Consider the following 19,770-nt stretch of genomic DNA (forward strand, 5'->3'; position numbering starts at 1 on the left):
TAGCGCAGCATCGACCTCGCGGGCGTTCCGCAGGTCAGACTTCGGGCCTCAGCATCGGCGGATTGAGCAACGTGGCCGCACCGGCCCGGAAAAGCTGGGCCGGACGCCCGCCCTGGCGGGTGGTGGTCCCACCGGCGGGCACCAGGAAACCGGGCGTGCCCGTCACCTTGCGGTGGAAGTTCCGCGGATCCAGGACCACACCCCACACCGCCTCGTACACCCGGCGGAGCTCGCCGACCGTAAACGCCGGCGGACAGAAGGCCGTGGCCAACGAGGAGTACTCGATCTTGGAACGGGCCCGCTCGACACCGTCGGCGAGGATCTGCGCATGGTCGAAGGCCAGCGGAGCCCGCTGCTCACCCTCGCGACCGAAGCCGCCCTCCGGTCCGAGCAGGTCGTCGACGGGCGCCCACCGCGCACTGTTCGCATCACCGCCCGCGCGGGGGGCGGGCAGGTCGGGGGCCAGTGCGAGGTGGGCCACGCTGACGACCCGCATCCGCGGGTCCCGCTTGGGGTCGCCGTAGGTGGCGAGCTGTTCGAGATGGGCGCCGTTGCCGACGGCCGGGGCTGCCGGGTCGTGTGCGCACAGCCCGGTTTCCTCGGCGAGCTCACGCGCCGCCGCGGCTCCGAGATCCTCATCGGCCTTGACGAAACCACCGGGCAGCGCCCACCGGCCCTGGAACGGCGGCTCACCACGGCGAACCACCAGCGCGCACAACGCATGGCGGCGCACGGTGAGCACAACGAGGTCGACGGTCACAGCGAAGGGCGGAAAGGTCGACGGGTCGTAGGGCGGCATGCCGTGATCATAGTCGTCTGCCTGACGATAAACACTCCCTTCGTCATGCTCTTCATCCGCCCCGGACCAAGTGCCCCTCGCTGCCCACTCCCTCCAGTCGCCTTGCTCCTGACGCCAGGCGCCACACCGCGCGCCCGATCACGGTCGTCGACCGCTTTTGGTCCCGCCCCGGCCGTCCGCCCGCGCCTCCCGGGCACGCCGTCGGGCAACCGCCGTTCCGGGGCGCACGGCCCCGGGCTGTGCCTTCTTCCGCCTCCTGGCCGGCGGGCGTACCGGGCCGGGCCCGGCACTCCGTTCCGAACGGTGACTGCCTCGGCCCGTCCGCTCACTGCGCTCCCCGCGCAGGCAGCGACGCAGGGTTTCCGGGTCGAGTCCTTCGTTGCACGCCTGGTGGAGCAGTTGAGCAAAGGTGTACTCGGGGTCCGCCCGCAGGGCCAGGCCCAGCGCGACCCGTGCACCCGGTTCGTCGCCGGTGGACCAGGAGACCCAGCCCGCCAGGGTGAGCGGCGCCGCGGCATGCTCCCCGTAGGGCCCGACACAGCGACGCGAGAGCGCCCGCCACAGCCGCAACGCGGATTCCGCTTCCGACCCCTCCATCCATTCAGCGGCCGCCTTGTCCCGGGTCTCCCGGTCCTGCAGGCCGAGGATCACTGCAGCGGCCTCGTCATGGCTGATCAGAGAGTCGTCCCGGATGTCCGCAGCGGAGGGCGCCGTCGTCGGTGCCTCCCGGAGGCGTTTCATCAGCGCCCGGGCGAGCACCAGCGTCTCGCGGGCCACTTCCTCGGGCCCCTCCTCGCCGAGGATCCTCGGCACCAGTGCGGCGCCCGCCGAGTCCAGAGCCTGCGCCTGCTCCGCCACGGTCGGGGTCTTCAGAGGCATGAGCCTGCCTTCCATCTCCCGTAGAGATCCCCGCACTTGAATGCCCGCATAGGTGGCGGCGGCCGCCATTACCGAGGTTCCCGGAAGGGAGAGCGAGTTCCCCTCGGCCGGACAGCAGCGAGCGTCGGGGCAGCAGTAGGACCAGTACCGGCCGCCGGAGATGCAGAGCGCTTCGAGTACCGGCACGTCGAGAGCACCGCAGGCCGTGCGCAGACGTTGAGCCAGCGGCCGCAGCCGCTCCATCACCTGCCCCGGGGCCTCCCCGTCAGCAGGGTCCTGGCAGAGAAAGATGACGATCGCCTCGGGGCGCTCCCCGCGCCGCTCGCTGCCCTTGACCAGGCACTCGGCGAGCTGCTCGGCGGTGGACGGCCATTCTTGCGGTGATTGCGGAATTCCGAGCCTGAGCCGCCCGCCGAAGCGGCCGCGGCCGCCGTGCAGAGCGACCATGACCACACTGTCATTCGGGTAGAACCCCATGAGATACGGGAGGGCATCGGCGAGTTCGGCGGGCCCGCGCAGAGTGATCTGCTGTTCGTCGGCCGGCCCGGTGGATTCGTGGTGCTTGTTCATGGCACGACCGTCCCGCGAGCAGCAGAATTCCGCGACCCCCTGTGGATAAGTTATCCACAGGACTGCGGGGTCGTTCGCGGTTTGTCATAGCCATCGGGTTGCATGGGGGCATGACCAACGCAGACCGAGCAGAACTCAGGGCTTCGGCCGATTCCGTACTGGCCCGACTCGTCGGGGACACCACCGACACCGCCCGGCTGCGCGAGGACCAGTGGCGGGCCATCGAAGCACTTGTCGCGGACAGACGCAGAGCGCTGGTCGTCCAGCGGACCGGCTGGGGCAAGTCCGCCGTCTATTTCGTCGCGACCTCGCTGCTGCGGGCGCAGGGCAGCGGCCCGACGGTGATCGTCTCGCCGTTGCTCGCACTGATGCGTAACCAGGTCGCGGCCGCGGCCCGGGCCGGGATCACCGCCCGCACGATCAACTCGTCCAATACAGAGGAGTGGGACACCGTCCAGGCCGAGGTGGCAGCCGGGGAAGTGGATGTGCTGCTCGTCAGCCCCGAGCGGCTCAACAATCCCGACTTCCGGGACCAGGTCCTGCCCCGGCTCGCTGCCGCGACCGGACTGCTCGTGGTCGACGAGGCGCACTGCATCTCCGACTGGGGCCACGACTTCCGGCCAGATTACCGCCGGCTGCGGACCATGCTCGCCGATCTGCCCGCGGGTGTACCCGTGCTCGCGACGACCGCCACGGCGAACGCACGGGTGACCGCAGATGTCGCCGAGCAGCTCGGTACGGGCGCGGGCACGGACGCGCTGGTGCTGCGTGGGCCCCTCGACCGCGAGAGCCTCAGCCTTGGCGTGCTCCAACTGCCGAACGCCGCACACCGGCTGGCCTGGCTGGGCGATCATCTCAAGGAGCTCCCGGGCTCGGGAATCATCTACACGCTCACCGTCGCGGCCGCCGAGGAGATCACGGCGTACTTGCGCCAGTGCGGACACACCGTGGCCTCCTACACCGGCCGCACCGAGAACGCCGACCGGCAGCAGGCGGAGGACGATCTCCTGGCCAACCGGGTCAAGGCACTGGTCGCAACGTCGGCGCTCGGTATGGGATTCGACAAGCCCGACCTCGGCTTCGTCGTGCACCTCGGCTCCCCCTCCTCCCCCATCGCCTACTACCAGCAGGTGGGGCGCGCGGGCCGAGGCGTCGAGCATGCCGAGGTGCTGCTGCTCCCGGGCAGGGAGGACGAGGCGATCTGGCAGTACTTCGCATCCGTTGCCTTCCCCCCGGAGGAGCAGGTCCGGCGGACGATCGATGCGCTCGCCCAGGCCGGCCGGCCGCTCTCGCTGCCTGCTCTGGAGCCGCTGGTCGAGCTGCGGCGCACCCGTCTGGAGACCATGCTCAAGGTCCTCGACGTCGACGGTGCGGTCAAGCGGGTGAAGGGCGGCTGGATCGCCACAGGAGAGCCCTGGGTCTACGACTCCGAGCGCTATGCCTGGGTGGCACGCCAGCGGTCCGCCGAGCAGCAGGCGATGCGCGACTACGCGACGACGACCGGCTGCCGGATGGAGTTCCTCCGTCGCCAGCTGGACGACGAGGAAGCGGCGGCATGCGGACGCTGCGACAAGTGCGCGGGCGCGCGCTTCGACGACCAGGTGTCGACGGCCGCTCTGGACACCGCCCGTGGCGAACTCGGCAGGCCGGGCGTGGAGGTGGAGCCCCGCAAGATGTGGCCGACCGGTCTCGCCGCGGTGGGCGTCGACCTCAAGGGCCGTATCCCGGCGGGCGAACTCTCCTTCTCGGGGCGCGCGCTCGGCCGGCTCTCCGACATCGGCTGGGGTAACCGGCTTCGTCCGATGCTGGCGGCGCAGACGCCGGACGCCCCGGTACCCGACGATGTGGCGAACGCGGTGGTGAAAGTGCTGGCCGACTGGGCCAAGGGGCCGGGTGGCTGGGCATCCGGCGCCGCCGATGCCGCACCCCGGCCTGTCGGCGTCGTCACGGTCGCCTCGCGCAGCAGGCCGCAGCTCATCCAGTCGCTCGGCAGCCGCATCGCCGAGGTCGGCCGGATGCCACTGCTCGGCAGCGTCACCTACGCGCCAGGAGCGGTCGAGGTGCGGATCTCGCAGACCAACAGCGCGCAGCGGGTGCGGGCTCTGCACGAGGCGCTCGTCGTGGACCCGGGACTGGCCGAGGCGTTGGCGTCGTCAGAAGGCCCGGTGCTGCTCGTCGACGATCTCTCGGACACAGGCTGGACACTCGCCGTGGCATCCCGGCTGCTGCGCCGGGCCGGTGCAGAGGGCGTGTTTCCGCTGGTCCTCGCTGTTCAGGCGTGACACGGGGCGTCATCCGTCCACGATCTGGGCAGGGATATCCGTGTCATTCCGGCTGATTCCCGTCAGCCTCACCAATTGCTCGTTGCCGCCTGCCGATACGCCAGGGAGAATTGAACTCGCTCCCCGCACGGTCCTTTCGCGGCCCGGAAGGGCTGTGCCGCGGTGCGCCCCCATCCGACCCTGCCCGCACCGTGGGCGCGTATGCGAAGGGAGGACCGTGACCTTCGGATTCGCTCCGTCCGCAGCCACTTCGGTGTCCGCCGACTCCGCCAACCGCCTTGCCAGAATGCTCGAACCGGCCGAGTGGGCCGCTGCGGGCATACCGTTGCTGCGCAGCCCGCGCGAGGTCGTCAGCGGACTGCACGCCCGACACCGGCCGACACCGGCGACTGCCGTCGTCGCCGTGCTCGACCATGAGGAACGCCTCACGGCCAGCGCCTCGTTCGCCCGCCGCTCCGTAGCCGCGGACGGCTGGGAATTCCGTAACGCGCTGCTGGCGCATCTGCGCCGGGTCATCCCGCACGATCTGCGACGCCGCACACCCGTGCGGACCGCGGTGCTGCTCTACTGCCGCGAAGGGGACGAGCGGTGGACGGAGGAGGACGGGGCGTGGATGTGGGGACTGCGAGACGCCTGCACGCTGCACGGCCTTCGGTGCGGCGCGTACATCACGCTGACCCATGGCGGATGGCAGGTGCTGGGCGAGGGCCGCGGCGGCCGTCGGCCCAACTCCACGTCAGCGCCGTCGTTTCTCGCCGACACGGTGGGCAAGCACGACCCGTTCCCGCTGCGCACCGGCGGCGGGTCGGCGGAGGCACTGCGCCGTACCGCGGCCCGCTGACCCGGGCCGCGGGCCCGGCCGCCCCGTCGGGCAGCCGGGTCACCACGGTCGCACGTGTCGTACAGCTCAGACGCCGACGCCGAGCACGGTGTTGATCCGCTGCGGGTCACCGCAGACGATCAACAGCGCCCCGGCACGCTCCTGCGCGAGGAGCAGCGCACGGGCGGCGGTGTCAACGGCCTCTCCGTTGACAGCGACGATCACCACGGGACGGGCCTGCACCCGGTCCGCGCCTGTGGCACCGGCGAAGAAGACGTCGTCGCCGGCATCGTGCTGGGCCCAGTAGGCGGCCTCTCCGAAGGAGAGCTCGTGCGTGGCCCACGGGTGATGTTCACCGGTGGTGAGCACCAGGATGTCGCCCGGTGCGCGTCCTGAGTCGAGCAGTAGATCGACTGCCTCGGCGGCGGCGTCGAGTGCACCGCCGGCCGAGGCCGGGATCAGCTGGATCTGCGGCGCGGAAGGACTCTCCGAGCGGGCCGTCCGAGGGGGACCGGCGGTGGGGTGCGGGCGCTGCGCCGGGGGCGCGGGCCTCGCGGGACCGGGGCCCGGACGACCGGGACGCGGCATGGCCGCGGAACGCGGACCGGGTACGGGACGGGGGGTCGGCGCGGTACGGCCTGCGGCCGGAGTGACGCGGGGACCCTGGGCGCTCTCGTGAATCTGAGGCTCCTCGGGGATGAGAGGCATGGATGGTTGTCTATCAAACGCCGACGCGAAGAGCATCAGCGGGTGGGGTACAAATGCGCGATCAGAAGTCGAAGCCGAGCTGGCCCCCGCTTTCCAGTGCGGCCGCCTCGGCGGAGAAGCGGACCTTCTTCAGGTGCTGCCACTTGGGCAGCGCGTCGAGGTAGGACCACGAGAGGCGGTGGTGGGGCGTGGGCCCCAGCCTCTCCAGAGCGGCCCTGTGCACGGGGGACGGGTAGCCGGCGTTGGCACCGAAGGCGAAGGCGGCGTAGTCCCCCGATTCCGCACCCAGTTCGGCCATCAACGCATCCCTGCGGACCTTCGCGATCACCGAGGCGGCCGCGACCGCGATGCAGGACTGGTCGCCCTTGATGACGGTACGGACCGTCCAGGGTTCGCCCAGGTAGTCGTGTTTGCCGTCGAGTATCACCGCGTCGGGGCGCACGGGCAGCGCTTCGAGGGCGCGGACAGCGGCGAGGCGCAGGGCCGCGGTCATCCCGAGGTCGTCGATCTCCTGCGGCGAGGCGTCTCCGAGACCGTAGGCGGTGACCCAGTCCTCGAGCAGCGGCGCCAGCTCGGCGCGGCGCTTGGGGCTGATCAGCTTGGAGTCGGTGAGACCAGCGGGAGGCTTGCGGAGGCCGGTGACGGCCGCACATACGGTGACCGGTCCCGCCCACGCTCCGCGTCCGACCTCGTCGACACCGGCGACGGTCTTGGCACCAGTGGTAGCGCGCAGTGAGCGCTCGACGGTGTGCGTGGGTGGTTCGTACGGCATGGCGCCAGCCAGCGTACGCCGAGGAGAACGCCGAGAACACCCCGGGGCGCCGGACCGTTGTCCCGTCCGCGACATCCCCGCCGGGGCGCTCACGGCCCGGCCGTCGGCTGTCGCGTTCAGTTGCCGGAGGAGCGGAACAGGGGCACCACGACCTGATCGATCATTTCGGCGAGCTCCACGTCCGTCCATTCGCTGCCGCACACCTTGCTGCGGTACATCATCATCGCTGGGATCACTTCGAAGGACAGCTCGCCCGTGGCATCGGGGCGGACGTCGCCGCGCGCGATACCTCGGCCGACGACTTCCCGGAAGAGCTCGGTCGACGGCTGGATCACCCCTTTGAGGATCACCGACTGGAACCGCTCGGCGGAGCTTGCATCGCACTCGTGAAGTACGGAGCGCAGCGCGCATCCGGGCTTGGAAAGCATGGCGTCGCGCAGCCGTCGGCAGAGCTGGTACAGATCTTCGCGAACGCTGCCGAAGTCGGGCGCCTCGCCCAGCGCCGGCAGCGCCGTCTGCAGCGCGTCGGCCACCAGGTCCTCCTTCGAGGGCCATCGCCGGTAGACCGCCGCCTTCCCTGTCTGGGCCCCGGCGGCGACGCCCTCCATCGTCAGCCCGTTCCAGCCCACCGTGCTCAGCTGTTCCAGGGCGGCATCGAGGATCGCGCGTTCCAGCACGGGCCCGCGGCGGCGCGGTGACGCCATCGGCGGCCGAGCGGCGGCCGCCGAGCGCGAAGTAACCATCAGCTTTTCTCCATCGAAACAGGCCGGACGATGAGGCAGGTCGGGACGGTGAGGCGGATTCAGGACGTGGGGCCGACCGAGACACATCGGAACCGGTCGTCATCGGACTGAGCAGGCCCGGATCGAGCAATTCCGCCGGCATCCCGGCCACGGCAGATTCAGTGAACGCTTGCGTTCACTGACGGGGACTCACTACCGTTGACGAGACAGTGAACGCTTCCGTTCACTAATTCACTTGTGGGGGATCCATAGTGACAACCTCTCAGTTAGAAGCACAGAGTCCGCCGGGCGCGGCCCGACGGCAGGGGCGACGGGGGATCGCCCTCACGGTCATTGCCGCATGTCAGTTGATGGTTGTGCTCGATGCCACGATCGTCAACATCGCGCTTCCGCACATCCAGGACGCGCTCAGCTTCTCCACCACCGATCTGTCCTGGGTTCTCAGCGCCTACACGCTCACCTTCGGTGGACTGCTGCTTCTCGGCGGCAGGGCCGGTGACATCCTCGGCCGCCGCCGGGTCTTCATAGCCGGAATCCTGGTCTTCACCCTTGCTTCCCTGCTGGGCGGACTGGCCCAGGAGCCCTGGCAATTGCTCGCGGCCCGGGTCCTCCAGGGCGTCGGCGGAGCCATCGCCTCACCGACGTCACTGGCTCTGATCACCACCACATTCCCCGAAGGCCCCGAGCGGAACCGCGCGTTCGGAGTCTTTGCCGCAGTTTCGGCGGGGGGCGGCGCGATCGGCCTGCTGGCCGGCGGAATGCTCACCGAATGGCTCGACTGGCGTTGGGTCTTCTTCGTCAACGTACCGATCGGTGTGCTGATCGCGTTCCTGGCACCCATGTACATCAACGAGTCCGAGAGGCACCCCGGCCGCTTCGACGTCTCGGGCGCACTGACCTCGACCCTCGGCATGGCCTCGCTGGTGTACGGATTCATCCGGGCTTCCGAGGAGGGCTGGCGGGATTCCTTCACCGTGGGGTCCTTCGGCGCCGCGGTGGTCCTCCTCGCCGCATTCGTGCTCATCGAGATGCGGGCGAAGGAACCGATCACTCCACTGCGGATGTTCGCCGACCGCAACCGGTCGGGGACGTACCTCATCATGCTCAGCCTGGCCGCCGCCATGTTCGGCATGTTCTTTTTCATCGTCCTGTTCGTGCAGAACGTGCTGGGCTACAGCCCCATCGAGTCCGGTCTGGCCTTCCTGCCCGTGACGGTCGCCATCATCACGGGCGCAGGCCTGTCGCAGCGGCTGCTGCCGGTGCTCGGCCCCAAACCGTTCATGATCACCGGTTCGGCACTCACCGGAATCGGCCTCTTCTGGCAGACGTTCGTCTCGTCCGACAGCTCCTATGCGAGCGGGGTGCTGGGGCCGATGCTGCTGTTCGGCTTCGGCATGGGTCTGAACTTCGTCACGCTGACGCTGACCGCTGTCTCCGGGGTCGCACAGCATGAGGCCGGTGCGGCGTCCGGACTGCTCAATGCCAGCCAGCAGGTAGGTGGTTCGCTGGGGCTGTCCATCCTGGTGACGGTCTTCGGGACGGCAAGCCGCAACGAGGCGGAGAGGCAGATTCCGTCGTTCATGGCGCAGGCGACGCCGGAGCAGAAGGCGACGTTCGCCGAGACGCACGAGTTGCCCGCGCCTTGGGGACACGAGGTGCTCACGCAGGGCATTTCGACGGCGTTCACGGCAGCGGTGGCGATGGTCGCGCTCGCCCTGCTGACTGCGGTGCTGGTGATCCGGGTACGCAAGAGCGATCTGGATGCGCTGAGCGGCAAGGCCTCCGCAGGTGGACCTGGAGCATAACCGGGCACCGGAACGCCGGCCGATGCGCAGGCAGAAGCACGCACCCCGGCGAAGGTGCAGGCCGTCCCACAGGGGTACGGCCTGCACCTGCCCCGATCGCCGGGCACGGCTCAGCTATCCGGTTCCATACGGTTCGTACGGGGCGTCATCCGTGGTGGTCGTCATCAGTACGGGTCGTAGGTGTCGTCTTCGTAACCGCCCCGATCACCGCCGTCCTCACCCCTGCCCTGTCCCGCGCACTCCGTCACAAGAGCGTTCGCGCCCCGGTTCTCCAGAATGTCGCGGGCCCGCGCCTCGCCCCAGCTGGTGGCGTACCAGGGAGCGTCGGACGCGCGCAGCGTGCGCTGGATCTCGCTGAGCGCACAGGACCGCAGCGGTTCGGGCAGCGTGTCGAGGGCAGGTACGGCGTCGGCCGAGAGGCCACGGAGGTAGTCGATGTCGATCGTGTGATCGTTGCGGTAGCGCTGAACGTTCTGTTCCGCGATCAGCCCGTCGGGCGAGACCAGACCGAACACGAGCACACCGACGGCCGCGCTCGCCGCCACGGCGCGCGGCAGCAGCCGCGCGCCGAACACGCCCGCCGCCATGATCAGGATGAGCACCACGCCCAGCCACAGCTCCACCGCGGCCACGGATATGCGCAGTCGGGTCAGGCCGTACGCATCGACGTAGAGCTCCATCCGCCGCAGCGCGGACGCCACCACCACGAGCGTGAGCAGGCACAGCGTGCCGAGGACGATCCTTACGAGAGTGCGGTCGCGCGCTTCACCGCGAGGGGCCCAGCGCAGGGCGAGCGCGATCACGAGGAGGGTGAGCAGCGTTGCCCACAACAGCTGCCAGAACCCCTGGCGGGCGTATGCGGAGTAGCTGAGATCGGTCTCGGCCATCACCTTGTCGTATCCGCCGAGCAGCACGGTGAGCTGGATGGCGATGAAGACGGCGAAGAGCAGATTCAGCACGATGAGCGGAAGCGCCCACTCCAGCCGGCCGCGGGCCTTGCCAGCCCGTACGGTGATGCGGTCCCAGCGGATGGGGGCGGCGGCGGTGTAGGCGGCAGTGAGCGCACCGACCAGACCGACCACGAAGAGGAAGAACCGCCAGGGACTGTCGCCCAGCGACACATCCGGGATCAGATTGCCGAGCACATCGGCGAAAGCGGCATCCGCGCTTGCGAACAGCGCACCGAAGACGCTGAGCAGGACAACGGCCACGGCGGTGGACCGGAAGGCGACACCCCATCGACCGCGAGAACCTGCCATCCGGTCGCGAACGCCTCGCCCGCCCCATCTCAGCCCCTCGACGGCGGAGGAGAACAGGCCCACCGAACCGAGGAACACCCCGAGCCAGCTACGGCTGCCGTGCAGGGTGAGCGAGCCCAGCGCAACGGCTGACACCAGGGCGAGGAAGGTGGGCCAGCCCGCGTCCCGGAGCGCCGGGACGATGAGCAGTGTCAGACCGCCGAGCGCCCAGACAGCGGACCAGGGGCGGAGCCGACGCCCCGCGGCCTCCGCGGCGAAGAAGGCCGCGAGCGCGGCGGGAACCGCGACGATCAGCAGGTTCGGGCCGAGGCCGTCCCCCAGCAGCAGGCCGCTGAGGAGCGCGGTGGCCACGACCGACCAGAGTGTGGCGTTACGGATGGCGGCCGGCGGGGCCGGGCGCAGCCGCGCAACCGTGCCGGCCTGCTGCTTGCGGCTCTGCCAGGGGTTGGGTGGCGGATGCGGTTGCCACCCTTGCTGCGTGTACGCCGGGACCTTCGGCGGCTCCTGGACGGCGTCCAGGGAGCCTGGGACCATCGGTGCCGCGGAGGTGCCGGGCGATTCGGACGGCACCACCGCCACCGACGGCTCCCGCGACGTCGAAGACTCCGGCGGCACCGACCCCTCCGGCGGGCGGGACGACTCGGGTGCCTCTGGCTGCCGGGACGGCTGTGACGTGTGATCGGACATGGGACCCCCTCCCACCGAGTTCCGCTCACACAGCTGCTGAGCAGCGCGAGCACCTCGGCTCTCATTCGGCGTGCGGCCGTCATGATGATCATTGACGGCGGCGTGGCCGAAAGAGTAGCCCCCGAGTACCGCTCTCAGACGGGCGCGGCAGGGATGTGGCAGTACCGTGACAGTCGAGACGTGTCAGCTGCGACCCGGCCGGGGAAGCCAGCCCGGCAGCTCTTCCGTCCGTGCCGACCAGTCGGCCGGCGGTGCTCCCGCCTTGCTTGCCGCGATGACCCCGCCGACGATTGCGCAGGTCGTGTCGACATCACCACCGGCCTGAGCGGTGACCCAGAAGGCCTGCTCGAAGTCGCCGAGGCTCCGTGCCGCGGACCAGAGAGCGAACGGCACTGTGTCATGTGCACTTGTACGGCGGCCGTTGCCGAGGACCGCCGCGACGGTCCCGGCATCGTTGTAGTCGAGCATGTCACGCGCCCGACGCAGCCCGGCCCCGACCGCACTGCGCGGCACGAGGGCGATGACCCCGTCGAGGAGATCGGTCGGCGTCGGTGGCCCGCCGGGCGCGGCGGCGAGCGAGGCGGCCGCCGCGACAGCCATCGCCCCCACGACGGCCTCGCGGTGCTGATGCGTGGTGTACGAGGAAATCTCGGCCTGGTGCGTGGCCTGCTCGGGGTCGTCCGCGTACCAGGCGCCGAGGGGTGCGATACGCATGGCCGACCCATTGCCCCAGGAGCCCTGGCCCTGGAACAGCGCGGACGCCAGCTCGCGCCAGTCACCGCCCTCCCGGACCAGCCGCAGCAGCCGGTTCACGGCAGGGCCGTATCCCCGGTCGAAGTCGTGATGGTCGGCGAACGAGTGGGCCAGCGCATCCTGGTCGATACGGTTGTGCCCGGCAAGCACGGCCAGGACGGAGCAGGCCATCTCCGTGTCGTCGGTCCATTGCCAGGGACCCAGCGGCAATGCGCACTGCTTCAGCAGCGGATAGTTGGCGGGCACAAAGAACTGCGAGCCCAGGGCGTCCCCCACGGACAGCCCCCGCAGGCTGGCCAGGGCGCGTTCGAAACGTTGGGCGGAAGCGGAGTCAACGGTCATCGCCTCTCCACTCTATCCGGTGATGCCGTACGGCTCAGGGGTACGCCACCGCTCGAACGGTCGGTCAAGTGTGTACCGCCCGTCCTCGCCGAGTATCAGCATCCGCGTCTCTCCGTTGCCGGGGTTGGACAGTGACTCGAATTCGGCCACCGACCAGTGGAACCACCGCATGCAGAACAACCGCATCGTCAGTCCATGAGTGACCAGCAGAACGTTGGGCGGATGGTCGGGCTCCTCGAAGCTCCGGTGCAGGCTCTCCAGAAATGCCCCGACTCGGTCGTACACATCGGCGCCGGACTCCCCCTGCGCGAAGCGGTAGAAGAAGTGCCCGTACGCGTCCCGATAAGCCTTCTGCAGTCTTACGTCGTCCCGGTCCTGCCAGTTCCCCCAGTCCTGTTCGCGCAGCCGCGGTTCCTCGCGCACCCGCACACGCTCCAGGTCGAGCCCGAGGGACCTGAAGGTCTCGTGCGTGCGGCGGTAAGGCGACACGTACACACTGACCCGCTCCCCGCCGAAGAGAGCGCGCAGCCGTACCCCCGTCTCCCTGGCCTGCCGCAACCCCGTCGCGGTGAGCCTCAATGCATGGTCGGGTTCACGCTCGTACACCGTGTCGTCGGCATTGCCCTCGGACTCGCCGTGCCGGACGAGGACAATGCGTTGTGGTCGTGCCATGTGAAGACCCTAGATCGGGTCCGGACCATTCGAGCAATTGTCCGGACTCCACCCGCCGCATGTTGCCGGCGAGCAGATCCGGAGGAAGTCCCGCACACCCCCGCCTCGCCGATCAGGGGCCGGCCCGAGATACCAGCGGATCACACCGTCCAGGACGGCTCGAGCTGCACGACGTCCCCCGCCAGGGCCGCTACATCGTCCTCGGTCCGTGCCCGCTGCGAGAGCCTTTCCACACCCCCCGGCCGGTACTTGCCGCGCTCGGCACTCGACTGCCACATCGACAGCACCAGGAACTCGTGCCCCGGCGCTTCACCGAACACCCCACGCAGCATGCCGGGAGAGCCGGCCATCGCCGGATTCCACACCCTCTCCTGCATGAGGGCGAAGTGGTCGACCCGGTCCTCGTGCACCCTGCTGTGCGCCACTCTGACCACATCCGCATCGGTGAAGTGCGGCTCGAAGCCGGTCTTCACATCGAAGCGGTGGTCGAACAGCTTGACCTGGATGTCGCTGTACGTTCCGGACTGTGCGGCAGCCAGCCGGTCGTGCGCACGCGCCATGAACGAGTCGTAGAAGACCCGATTCTCCCAGAACGCGAACACATGGGCAACCTCCGGTCGCCCCCGGCTCCAGCCACCCCCCTGTCCCCTGAACCCCGGCTCACCGAGCAGCCCCGCCCACTTTCGCTGCCCCCGCTCGAAACCGCGGCGGTCCCTCACGGTGCAGCGAATCCACTTGACCAGCACCGCGCCATCGTACGGCGCCGAACGTGGCGCGGGTCACGCTCTGACGGAGTACGTCCGAACCAGGCGCCGTGAATCGCAGAATGATCTCCATGACGACCCCGCCCACCAACGCTCTGTTCGCCAACCCGCTGTTCGCCCGCCTCGACTCCGCGGAACGCATCCTTGTCGCCGGGGCGGGCGGCGGCTTCGACATCTACGCGGGACTTCCGGTGGCGCTCTCCCTGCTGCATCAGGGCAAGGGCGTCCGGCTCGCCAATCTCTCGTTCAGCGCTCTCGAAGGGCTTCCCGTCGATGCATGGCTCGCGCCCGACCTCGCGGTCATCACCCCCGAAACATCCCTCCACCAGCCGTACTTCCCGGAACGCACCCTCGCCCAGTGGCTCGAACTGCATGACTACCCGAGCACCGTGCACGCCTTCGCGCGGGTGGGAGTACAGCCTCTGCGGGCCGCATACCGGGCACTGATCGAGCAGTACGACATCGACGCGGTCGTCCTCGTCGACGGCGGTACGGACATCCTGATGCGTGGCGACGAATCCGGGCTCGGCACCCCGGAGGAGGACGTCACCAGCGTCGCGGCGCTTGCCGGAATCGACGTACCTGAGCGCCTCGTTGTCTCCATCGGCTTCGGCATCGACGCATATCACGGGGTGAGTCACGGACTCGTCCTGGAGAACATCGCAGCGCTGGAACGCGACGGGGCCTGCCTGGGCGCCTTCTCCGTCTCCCGTACGACCCGCGAGGGCGCGCTCTTCGTCGACGCGGTCGCCCATGCCCAGAAGCACACCCCCGACCACCCGAGCATCGTCAACGGATCGATCGCGGCGGCGGTCCAGGGAGCTTTCGGGGACGTCCAGTTCACCTCACGCACCCGAGGCAGCGAGCTGTTCATCAACCCGTTGATGTCGCTCTGCTTCGCCTTCGAGCTGGAGGGGCTGGCCCGCAATTGTCTGTACCTCGACCGCATCGAGCACACCCACCTGATGCGCCAGGTCAGCAGCGCGATCGAGCTCTTCCGCGAGGAGGTCAGGCAGCGTCCGCCGCGCCGTATCCCGCACTGAACTGCGCGGGAATCGACATTGGCCCGATTCCGTCGCCCGGGACCAAGCCGGTTGGATCCACGGACGGTTACGGACATGATCGGGTGGTACGACCGGTCCGGCGGTCCAGCGGCAGGGAGGGAAGTCCGATGAGTACGCCCAACAAGGACCTCGCGAAGGTCGAAGTCAGGCTCAAATGGGACCCAAGTCGTCCAGGCACCCCCGCCCATGACCTCGACATCATCGCCGGTACCTACCCGGCGGACGAGCCGTACGGCAGCCCTGCGTATCTCGTGCACTTCGACAGCCGTTCGCCGGACGGCACCATCCTGCTGAACCGCGACAGCAGGACCGGCCAGGGGCTCGGTTTCGACGAGGTGATGACTCTGGAACTGAACCGGCTGTCGACCGCGTACGCCCGGGTCGTGGTCGGGGTCGCCATTCAGCAGCGGGACGGCCGAAGGACCTTCGACGACATAGCGAGCACCGGCGTCCAGATCCGTGAGGGCTACAAGAATCTGGCGGAGGACGACTTCTCCTCGGTCGGCGGCGCCACCGCGGCGACGGTCGCCGAGTTCGTCCGGGACGGCTCGGGCGGCTGGGAGTTCCATGGGGCGGTCCGGGGCTTCGACGGCGACCCCGGTTCATTCGCCGCGACGATGGGAAGCCGCACACCCGGAACGTGACGCCTCGGCACGCAACAGGGCGGGGAGCCGGCCCGAAGGTCAACTCCCCGCCCCGTCATGCCGATCAGCTCTTCGGCAGAGCCGTGCCGATACCGGCCTCAGCCGGATCGGTCCTCAGCCGGATCAGCAGTGCGATCAGCTGCAGCCGCTGGTCGAGCCGCAGCCCTCGCAGATGTAGCAGGACCCGGCGCGCTGCATCTTCGTGCCGCAGGAGAAGCAGAGCGGCGCGTCCGCGCTGATGCCCAGCTGCATCTCGACAAGCTCCGCCGAGGTGTGCGCCGTCCTCGGGGCGGGCATCTCGGCCTCCTGCGGAGGAGCGACCGCCTTGAGCGGCTCCGTCCGGATCGGGGCGGACTGGGCCAGGCCCTCGACGTCCAGCTCGTCGTCGAGGGACGGCTCGTACGAACCGGTGTCGAGGTGACGCTGACGCTCCTCGGCCGAGTGGATGCCGAGTGCCGAGCGGGTCTCGAAGGGCAGGAAGTCCAGCGCCAGGCGGCGGAAGATGTAGTCGACGATCGACTGCGCCATCCGCACGTCCGGGTCGTCCGTCATGCCGGCCGGCTCGAAGCGCATGTTGGTGAACTTCGAGACGTACGTCTCCAGCGGGACGCCGTACTGCAGACCGACCGAGACGGCGATGGAGAAGGCGTCCATCATGCCCGCGAGGGTGGAGCCCTGCTTGGACATCTTCAGGAAGACCTCACCGAGACCGTCGTCCGGGTAGGAATTGGCGGTCATGTAGCCCTCGGCGCCGCCCACCGTGAAGGAGGTGGTGATACCGGGACGCCCCTTGGGGAGGCGCTTGCGGACCGGGCGGTACTCGACAACCTTCTCGACCGCGGTACGGATGGTCTGCTCGGCCCTGGTGGTGACCTCTGCCTTCTCCTTCGCCTTGGTCTTGGCGGAGAGGGGCTGGCCGACCTTGCAGTTGTCGCGGTAGATGGCGAGCGCCTTGACGCCCATCTTCCACGCCTCGAAGTAGACCTCTTCGACGTCCTCGACGGTGGCCGTCTCCGGCAGGTTCACCGTCTTCGAGAGTGCGCCGGAGATCCACGGCTGGATGGCCGCCATCATGCGCACGTGCCCCATTGCGGAGATGGAGCGCTCGCCCATCGCGCAGTCGAAGACCTCGTAGTGCTCGGCCTTCAGACCGGGGGCGTCGATCACATTGCCGTGCTCGGCGATGTGGGCGACGATCGCCTCGATCTGCTCCTCCTGGTAGCCCAGGCGGCGCAGGGCCTGCGGGACGGTGCCGTTGACGATCTGCATCGAGCCGCCGCCGACCAGCTTCTTGAACTTGACCAGGGCCAGGTCGGGCTCGAGGCCGGTGGTGTCGCAGGACATCGCGAGACCGATGGTGCCGGTGGGCGCGATGACCGAGGCCTGCGCGTTGCGGAAACCGTTCTTCGCGCCGAGACGGATGACGTCCTGCCAGGCCTCCGTGGCGGCGGCCCAGATCGGGTTGTCCAGGTCGTCCATGTGGACGCCCGCGGTGTTGGCGTCGGCGTGCTGCTTCATGACGCGCTGGTGCGGCTCGGCGTTGCGGGCGTAGCCCTCGTACGGGCCGACGACCGCGGCGAGCTCGGCGGAGCGCTTGTACGAGGTACCGGTCATCAGCGACGTGATGGCACCGGCGAGGGCGCGGCCGCCGTCGCTGTCGTACGCGTGGCCGGTCGCCATCAGCAGGGCGCCGAGGTTGGCGTAACCGATGCCGAGCTGGCGGAACGCGCGGGTGTTCTCGCCGATCTTCTGCGTCGGGAAGTCGGCGAAGCAGATGGAGATGTCCATCGCGGTGATGACGAGCTCGACGACATTGGCGAAGCGCTCGGACTCGAAGGACTGGTTGCCCTTGCCGTCGTCCTTGAGGAACTTCATCAGGTTCAGCGAGGCCAGGTTGCACGACGTGTTGTCCAGGTGCATGTACTCGCTGCACGGGTTCGAGCCGTTGATCCGGCCGGACTCGGGGCAGGTGTGCCACTGGTTGATCGTGTCGTCGTACTGGATGCCGGGGTCGGCGCAGGCCCAGGCGGCCTCGGCCATCTTGCGGAAGAGGGACTTGGCCTCGACCTCCTCGATGACGTCACCGGTCATCCGGGCGCGCAGCCCGAACTTGCCGCCGGACTCCACGGCCTTCATGAACTCGTCGTTCACACGGACCGAGTTGTTGGCGTTCTGGTACTGGACGGACGTGATGTCGTCGCCGCCCAGGTCCATGTCGAAGCCCGCGTCGCGCAGGGCGCGGATCTTCTCCTCCTCCTTGACCTTGGTCTCGATGAAGTTCTCGATGTCGGGGTGGTCGACGTCGAGAATGACCATCTTGGCCGCACGACGGGTGGCGCCACCGGACTTGATCGTTCCGGCGGACGCGTCGGCGCCGCGCATGAAGGAGACAGGACCGGAGGCGTTGCCACCGGAGGACAGCAGCTCCTTGGAGGAGCGGATGCGGGAGAGGTTCAGGCCGGCGCCGGAGCCGCCCTTGAAGATCATGCCCTCTTCCTTGTACCAGTCGAGGATCGACTCCATGGAGTCGTCGACAGCCAGGATGAAGCAGGCGGAGACCTGCTGCGGCTGGGGCGTGCCGACGTTGAACCAGACCGGCGAGTTGAAGCTGAAGATCTGGTGCAGGAGGGCGTACGCCACCTCGTGCTCGAAGATCTCGGCGTCGGCCGGAGAGGCGAAGTAGTTGTAGTCCTCGCCCGCCTTCCGGTACGTCTTCACGATCCGGTCGATCAGCTGTCGCAGACCTGTCTCGCGCTGCGGCGTGCCGACAGCTCCGCGGAAGTACTTGCTGGTGACGATGTTGACCGCGTTCACCGACCAGAAGTCGGGGAACTCGACGCCACGCTGCTCGAAGTTGATCGAGCCGTCGCGCCAGTTGGTCATGACGACGTCACGGCGCTCCCACGCCACCTCGTCGTACGGATGCACGCCGGGGGTGGTGTGGATGCGGTCGATACGCAGGCCCTGCTTGGTCGCAGTCGACTTGGCTCCCTTGGCTCGGGAACCTCGTGCCGGGCCGCTCGCCGTCTCTGTCATGCCGCCTCCCATATGTGGGCAAAAACGCCCTGAAGTGCCCAGAACTTCCCGGGGCACAATCTGTGTCTGATGCTTCGGACGCCGCGCACGGCACCCGGAGCAGATCTATCTGGCCGCCCTACCGCTGATCCACAGACCTGTGTCGATCAGCCGGTGTCGCTCAGTCGGCGGCGACGGCGGGAACGGGGACCGCCGAAGTCTCGCCGGTCCCGCATCCCTCCACGGGAGGCCGCCGCTCGCGGAGTTCCACGATGGCAGCCTCGAAGTCTTCGAGTGTGTCGAACGCCCGGTACACGGACGCGAAGCGCAGGTATGCGACGAGGTCGAGTTCCTGCAGGGGGCCGAGTATGGCCAGACCCACGTCGTGGGTGGTCAGCTCGGCACTTCCGGTGGCGCGCACCGCCTCCTCGACCCGCTGGCCGAGCTTGGCGAGGGCGTCCTCGGTGACAGGTCGCCCCTGGCATGCCTTGCGCACGCCGGAGATGACCTTGGTACGACTGAAGGGTTCGGTGACTCCGCTGCGCTTCACCACCATCAGCGAGCAGGTCTCCACCGTCGTGAAACGGCGGGAGCAGTCGGGGCACTGACGGCGACGGCGGATCGACGTGCCGTCATCGGTGGTGCGACTGTCGACGACCCGGCTGTCGGGGTGCCTGCAGAAGGGGCAGTGCATGGCTCCCAACCCTCCTTCACAGCACGACTGAATAGCCTCTCAGGGTCCCGCCAGGGACCCTCGAAGCAGCCACAAGCATAGGTGATGGTCACGGTCTCAATCGACCAGGGACCACAACTTCTGGGCAGCTGGAACAATCCAACCACTAGATCTTGGGTTTGGTCGCACATTCGGCCCTAGTGCGTGTCGCGCGTCCCGGGCGGCCTGCAGGCAGCGTACGACCGCATACGAGATTACGGGACACGCGCGACCGCCCGGATCGCGGGGCGCTCGACGCCAGACCGGAACGACGACCGGGAGACCACCCCGCGTGGCGGCGTCGCAGCCGCGGACGCTACCGTAATGGTCCGAATTGCCGGTCGCACATGGCACACGTCGAACCCGCCCGTGCCCGGCGAGCATCAGACCCAGGCTTCGCTCATACACCCAGCGGTGAACACGGCACAGGCTTTTATTCGTTTTTCACTCGAACGTGTGTTTGGCGCAACCTTTCGAAAG

At 68.8% G+C, this 19,770-nt stretch carries 16 protein-coding genes; 5 read left to right on the plus strand and 11 right to left on the minus strand.

All coding sequences use genetic code 11. The features are described 5' to 3' along the window. Positions 1 to 34: 34 nt before the first annotated feature. Complete coding sequence (locus ABZV38_RS11895; protein WP_356326642.1) at positions 35 to 799, minus strand: NUDIX domain-containing protein; 765 nt, start codon at positions 797 to 799, stop codon at positions 35 to 37. 138 nt (positions 800 to 937) lie between these two features. Next, the gene (locus ABZV38_RS11900; protein ID WP_356326643.1) at positions 938 to 2,248 is read right to left on the minus strand and encodes a DUF4192 domain-containing protein; all 1,311 of its coding nucleotides are present in this window, start codon (positions 2,246 to 2,248) and stop codon (positions 938 to 940) included. Between the two features lie 110 nt (positions 2,249 to 2,358). Here ABZV38_RS11900 and ABZV38_RS11905 point away from each other — a divergent pair, with 110 nt between their 5' ends. Together ABZV38_RS11905 and ABZV38_RS11910 are read left to right on the plus strand one after the other, a co-directional pair. Next, on the plus strand, positions 2,359 to 4,530 hold the full coding sequence (locus ABZV38_RS11905) for a RecQ family ATP-dependent DNA helicase (RefSeq protein WP_356326644.1): 2,172 nt from the start codon (positions 2,359 to 2,361) through the stop codon (positions 4,528 to 4,530). Positions 4,531 to 4,747: 217 nt separating this feature from the next. Further along, positions 4,748 to 5,371: a hypothetical protein gene (locus ABZV38_RS11910; RefSeq protein ID WP_356326645.1), complete on the plus strand. Its 624-nt coding sequence runs from the start codon at positions 4,748 to 4,750 to the stop codon at positions 5,369 to 5,371. Positions 5,372 to 5,437: 66 nt separating this feature from the next. Here ABZV38_RS11910 and ABZV38_RS11915 read toward each other — a convergent pair whose 3' ends face one another. The 3 genes from ABZV38_RS11915 to ABZV38_RS11925 form a co-directional block, all read right to left on the minus strand. Beyond that, positions 5,438 to 6,058, minus strand: a complete 621-nt coding sequence (locus ABZV38_RS11915) for a hypothetical protein (RefSeq protein ID WP_356326646.1) — start codon at positions 6,056 to 6,058, stop codon at positions 5,438 to 5,440. A 61-nt stretch (positions 6,059 to 6,119) separates the two neighbouring features. Then, positions 6,120 to 6,830 carry a ribonuclease HII gene (locus ABZV38_RS11920; protein ID WP_356326647.1) on the minus strand — a complete coding sequence of 237 codons (711 nt, stop codon included), beginning with the start codon at positions 6,828 to 6,830 and terminating at the stop codon, positions 6,120 to 6,122. A 116-nt stretch (positions 6,831 to 6,946) separates the two neighbouring features. Next, a complete protein-coding gene (locus tag ABZV38_RS11925) occupies positions 6,947 to 7,573 on the minus strand; it encodes a TetR/AcrR family transcriptional regulator (RefSeq protein WP_356326648.1) in 627 nt (208 codons plus the stop codon). Between the two features lie 251 nt (positions 7,574 to 7,824). Here ABZV38_RS11925 and ABZV38_RS11930 point away from each other — a divergent pair, with 251 nt between their 5' ends. Beyond that, positions 7,825 to 9,378 carry an MFS transporter gene (locus ABZV38_RS11930; protein ID WP_356326649.1) on the plus strand — a complete coding sequence of 518 codons (1,554 nt, stop codon included), beginning with the start codon at positions 7,825 to 7,827 and terminating at the stop codon, positions 9,376 to 9,378. Between the two features lie 164 nt (positions 9,379 to 9,542). Here ABZV38_RS11930 and ABZV38_RS11935 read toward each other — a convergent pair whose 3' ends face one another. The 4 genes from ABZV38_RS11935 to ABZV38_RS11950 form a co-directional block, all read right to left on the minus strand. Then, complete coding sequence (locus ABZV38_RS11935; RefSeq protein WP_356326650.1) at positions 9,543 to 11,324, minus strand: DUF4153 domain-containing protein; 1,782 nt, start codon at positions 11,322 to 11,324, stop codon at positions 9,543 to 9,545. A 183-nt stretch (positions 11,325 to 11,507) separates the two neighbouring features. Continuing rightward, positions 11,508 to 12,419: an ADP-ribosylglycohydrolase family protein gene (locus tag ABZV38_RS11940; RefSeq protein ID WP_356326651.1), complete on the minus strand. Its 912-nt coding sequence runs from the start codon at positions 12,417 to 12,419 to the stop codon at positions 11,508 to 11,510. Positions 12,420 to 12,431: 12 nt separating this feature from the next. Continuing rightward, complete coding sequence (locus ABZV38_RS11945; protein ID WP_356326653.1) at positions 12,432 to 13,091, minus strand: histidine phosphatase family protein; 660 nt, start codon at positions 13,089 to 13,091, stop codon at positions 12,432 to 12,434. Positions 13,092 to 13,231: 140 nt separating this feature from the next. Beyond that, positions 13,232 to 13,837: a YdbC family protein gene (locus ABZV38_RS11950; RefSeq protein WP_356326654.1), complete on the minus strand. Its 606-nt coding sequence runs from the start codon at positions 13,835 to 13,837 to the stop codon at positions 13,232 to 13,234. Between the two features lie 80 nt (positions 13,838 to 13,917). On the opposite strand from ABZV38_RS11950, the gene ABZV38_RS11955 reads away from it, so the two are divergent. Further along, on the plus strand, positions 13,918 to 14,898 hold the full coding sequence (locus ABZV38_RS11955; RefSeq protein WP_356326655.1) for a DUF1152 domain-containing protein: 981 nt from the start codon (positions 13,918 to 13,920) through the stop codon (positions 14,896 to 14,898). Positions 14,899 to 15,026: 128 nt separating this feature from the next. Further along, entirely contained in the window at positions 15,027 to 15,563 is a 537-nt protein-coding gene (locus ABZV38_RS11960; RefSeq protein WP_356326656.1) for a TerD family protein, read from the plus strand. A gap of 135 nt (positions 15,564 to 15,698) precedes the next feature. Here the strand turns inward: ABZV38_RS11960 and ABZV38_RS11965 are convergent, their stop codons facing one another. Beyond that, positions 15,699 to 18,599, minus strand: a complete 2,901-nt coding sequence (locus ABZV38_RS11965; RefSeq protein ID WP_356326658.1) for a vitamin B12-dependent ribonucleotide reductase — start codon at positions 18,597 to 18,599, stop codon at positions 15,699 to 15,701. 160 nt (positions 18,600 to 18,759) lie between these two features. Next, positions 18,760 to 19,272: a transcriptional regulator NrdR gene (gene nrdR / locus ABZV38_RS11970; RefSeq protein WP_356326659.1), complete on the minus strand. Its 513-nt coding sequence runs from the start codon at positions 19,270 to 19,272 to the stop codon at positions 18,760 to 18,762. Positions 19,273 to 19,770 lie beyond the last annotated feature (498 nt).

The organism is Streptomyces sp. NPDC005181, from assembly GCF_040608395.1.
Lineage (GTDB): Bacteria > Actinomycetota > Actinomycetes > Streptomycetales > Streptomycetaceae > Streptomyces.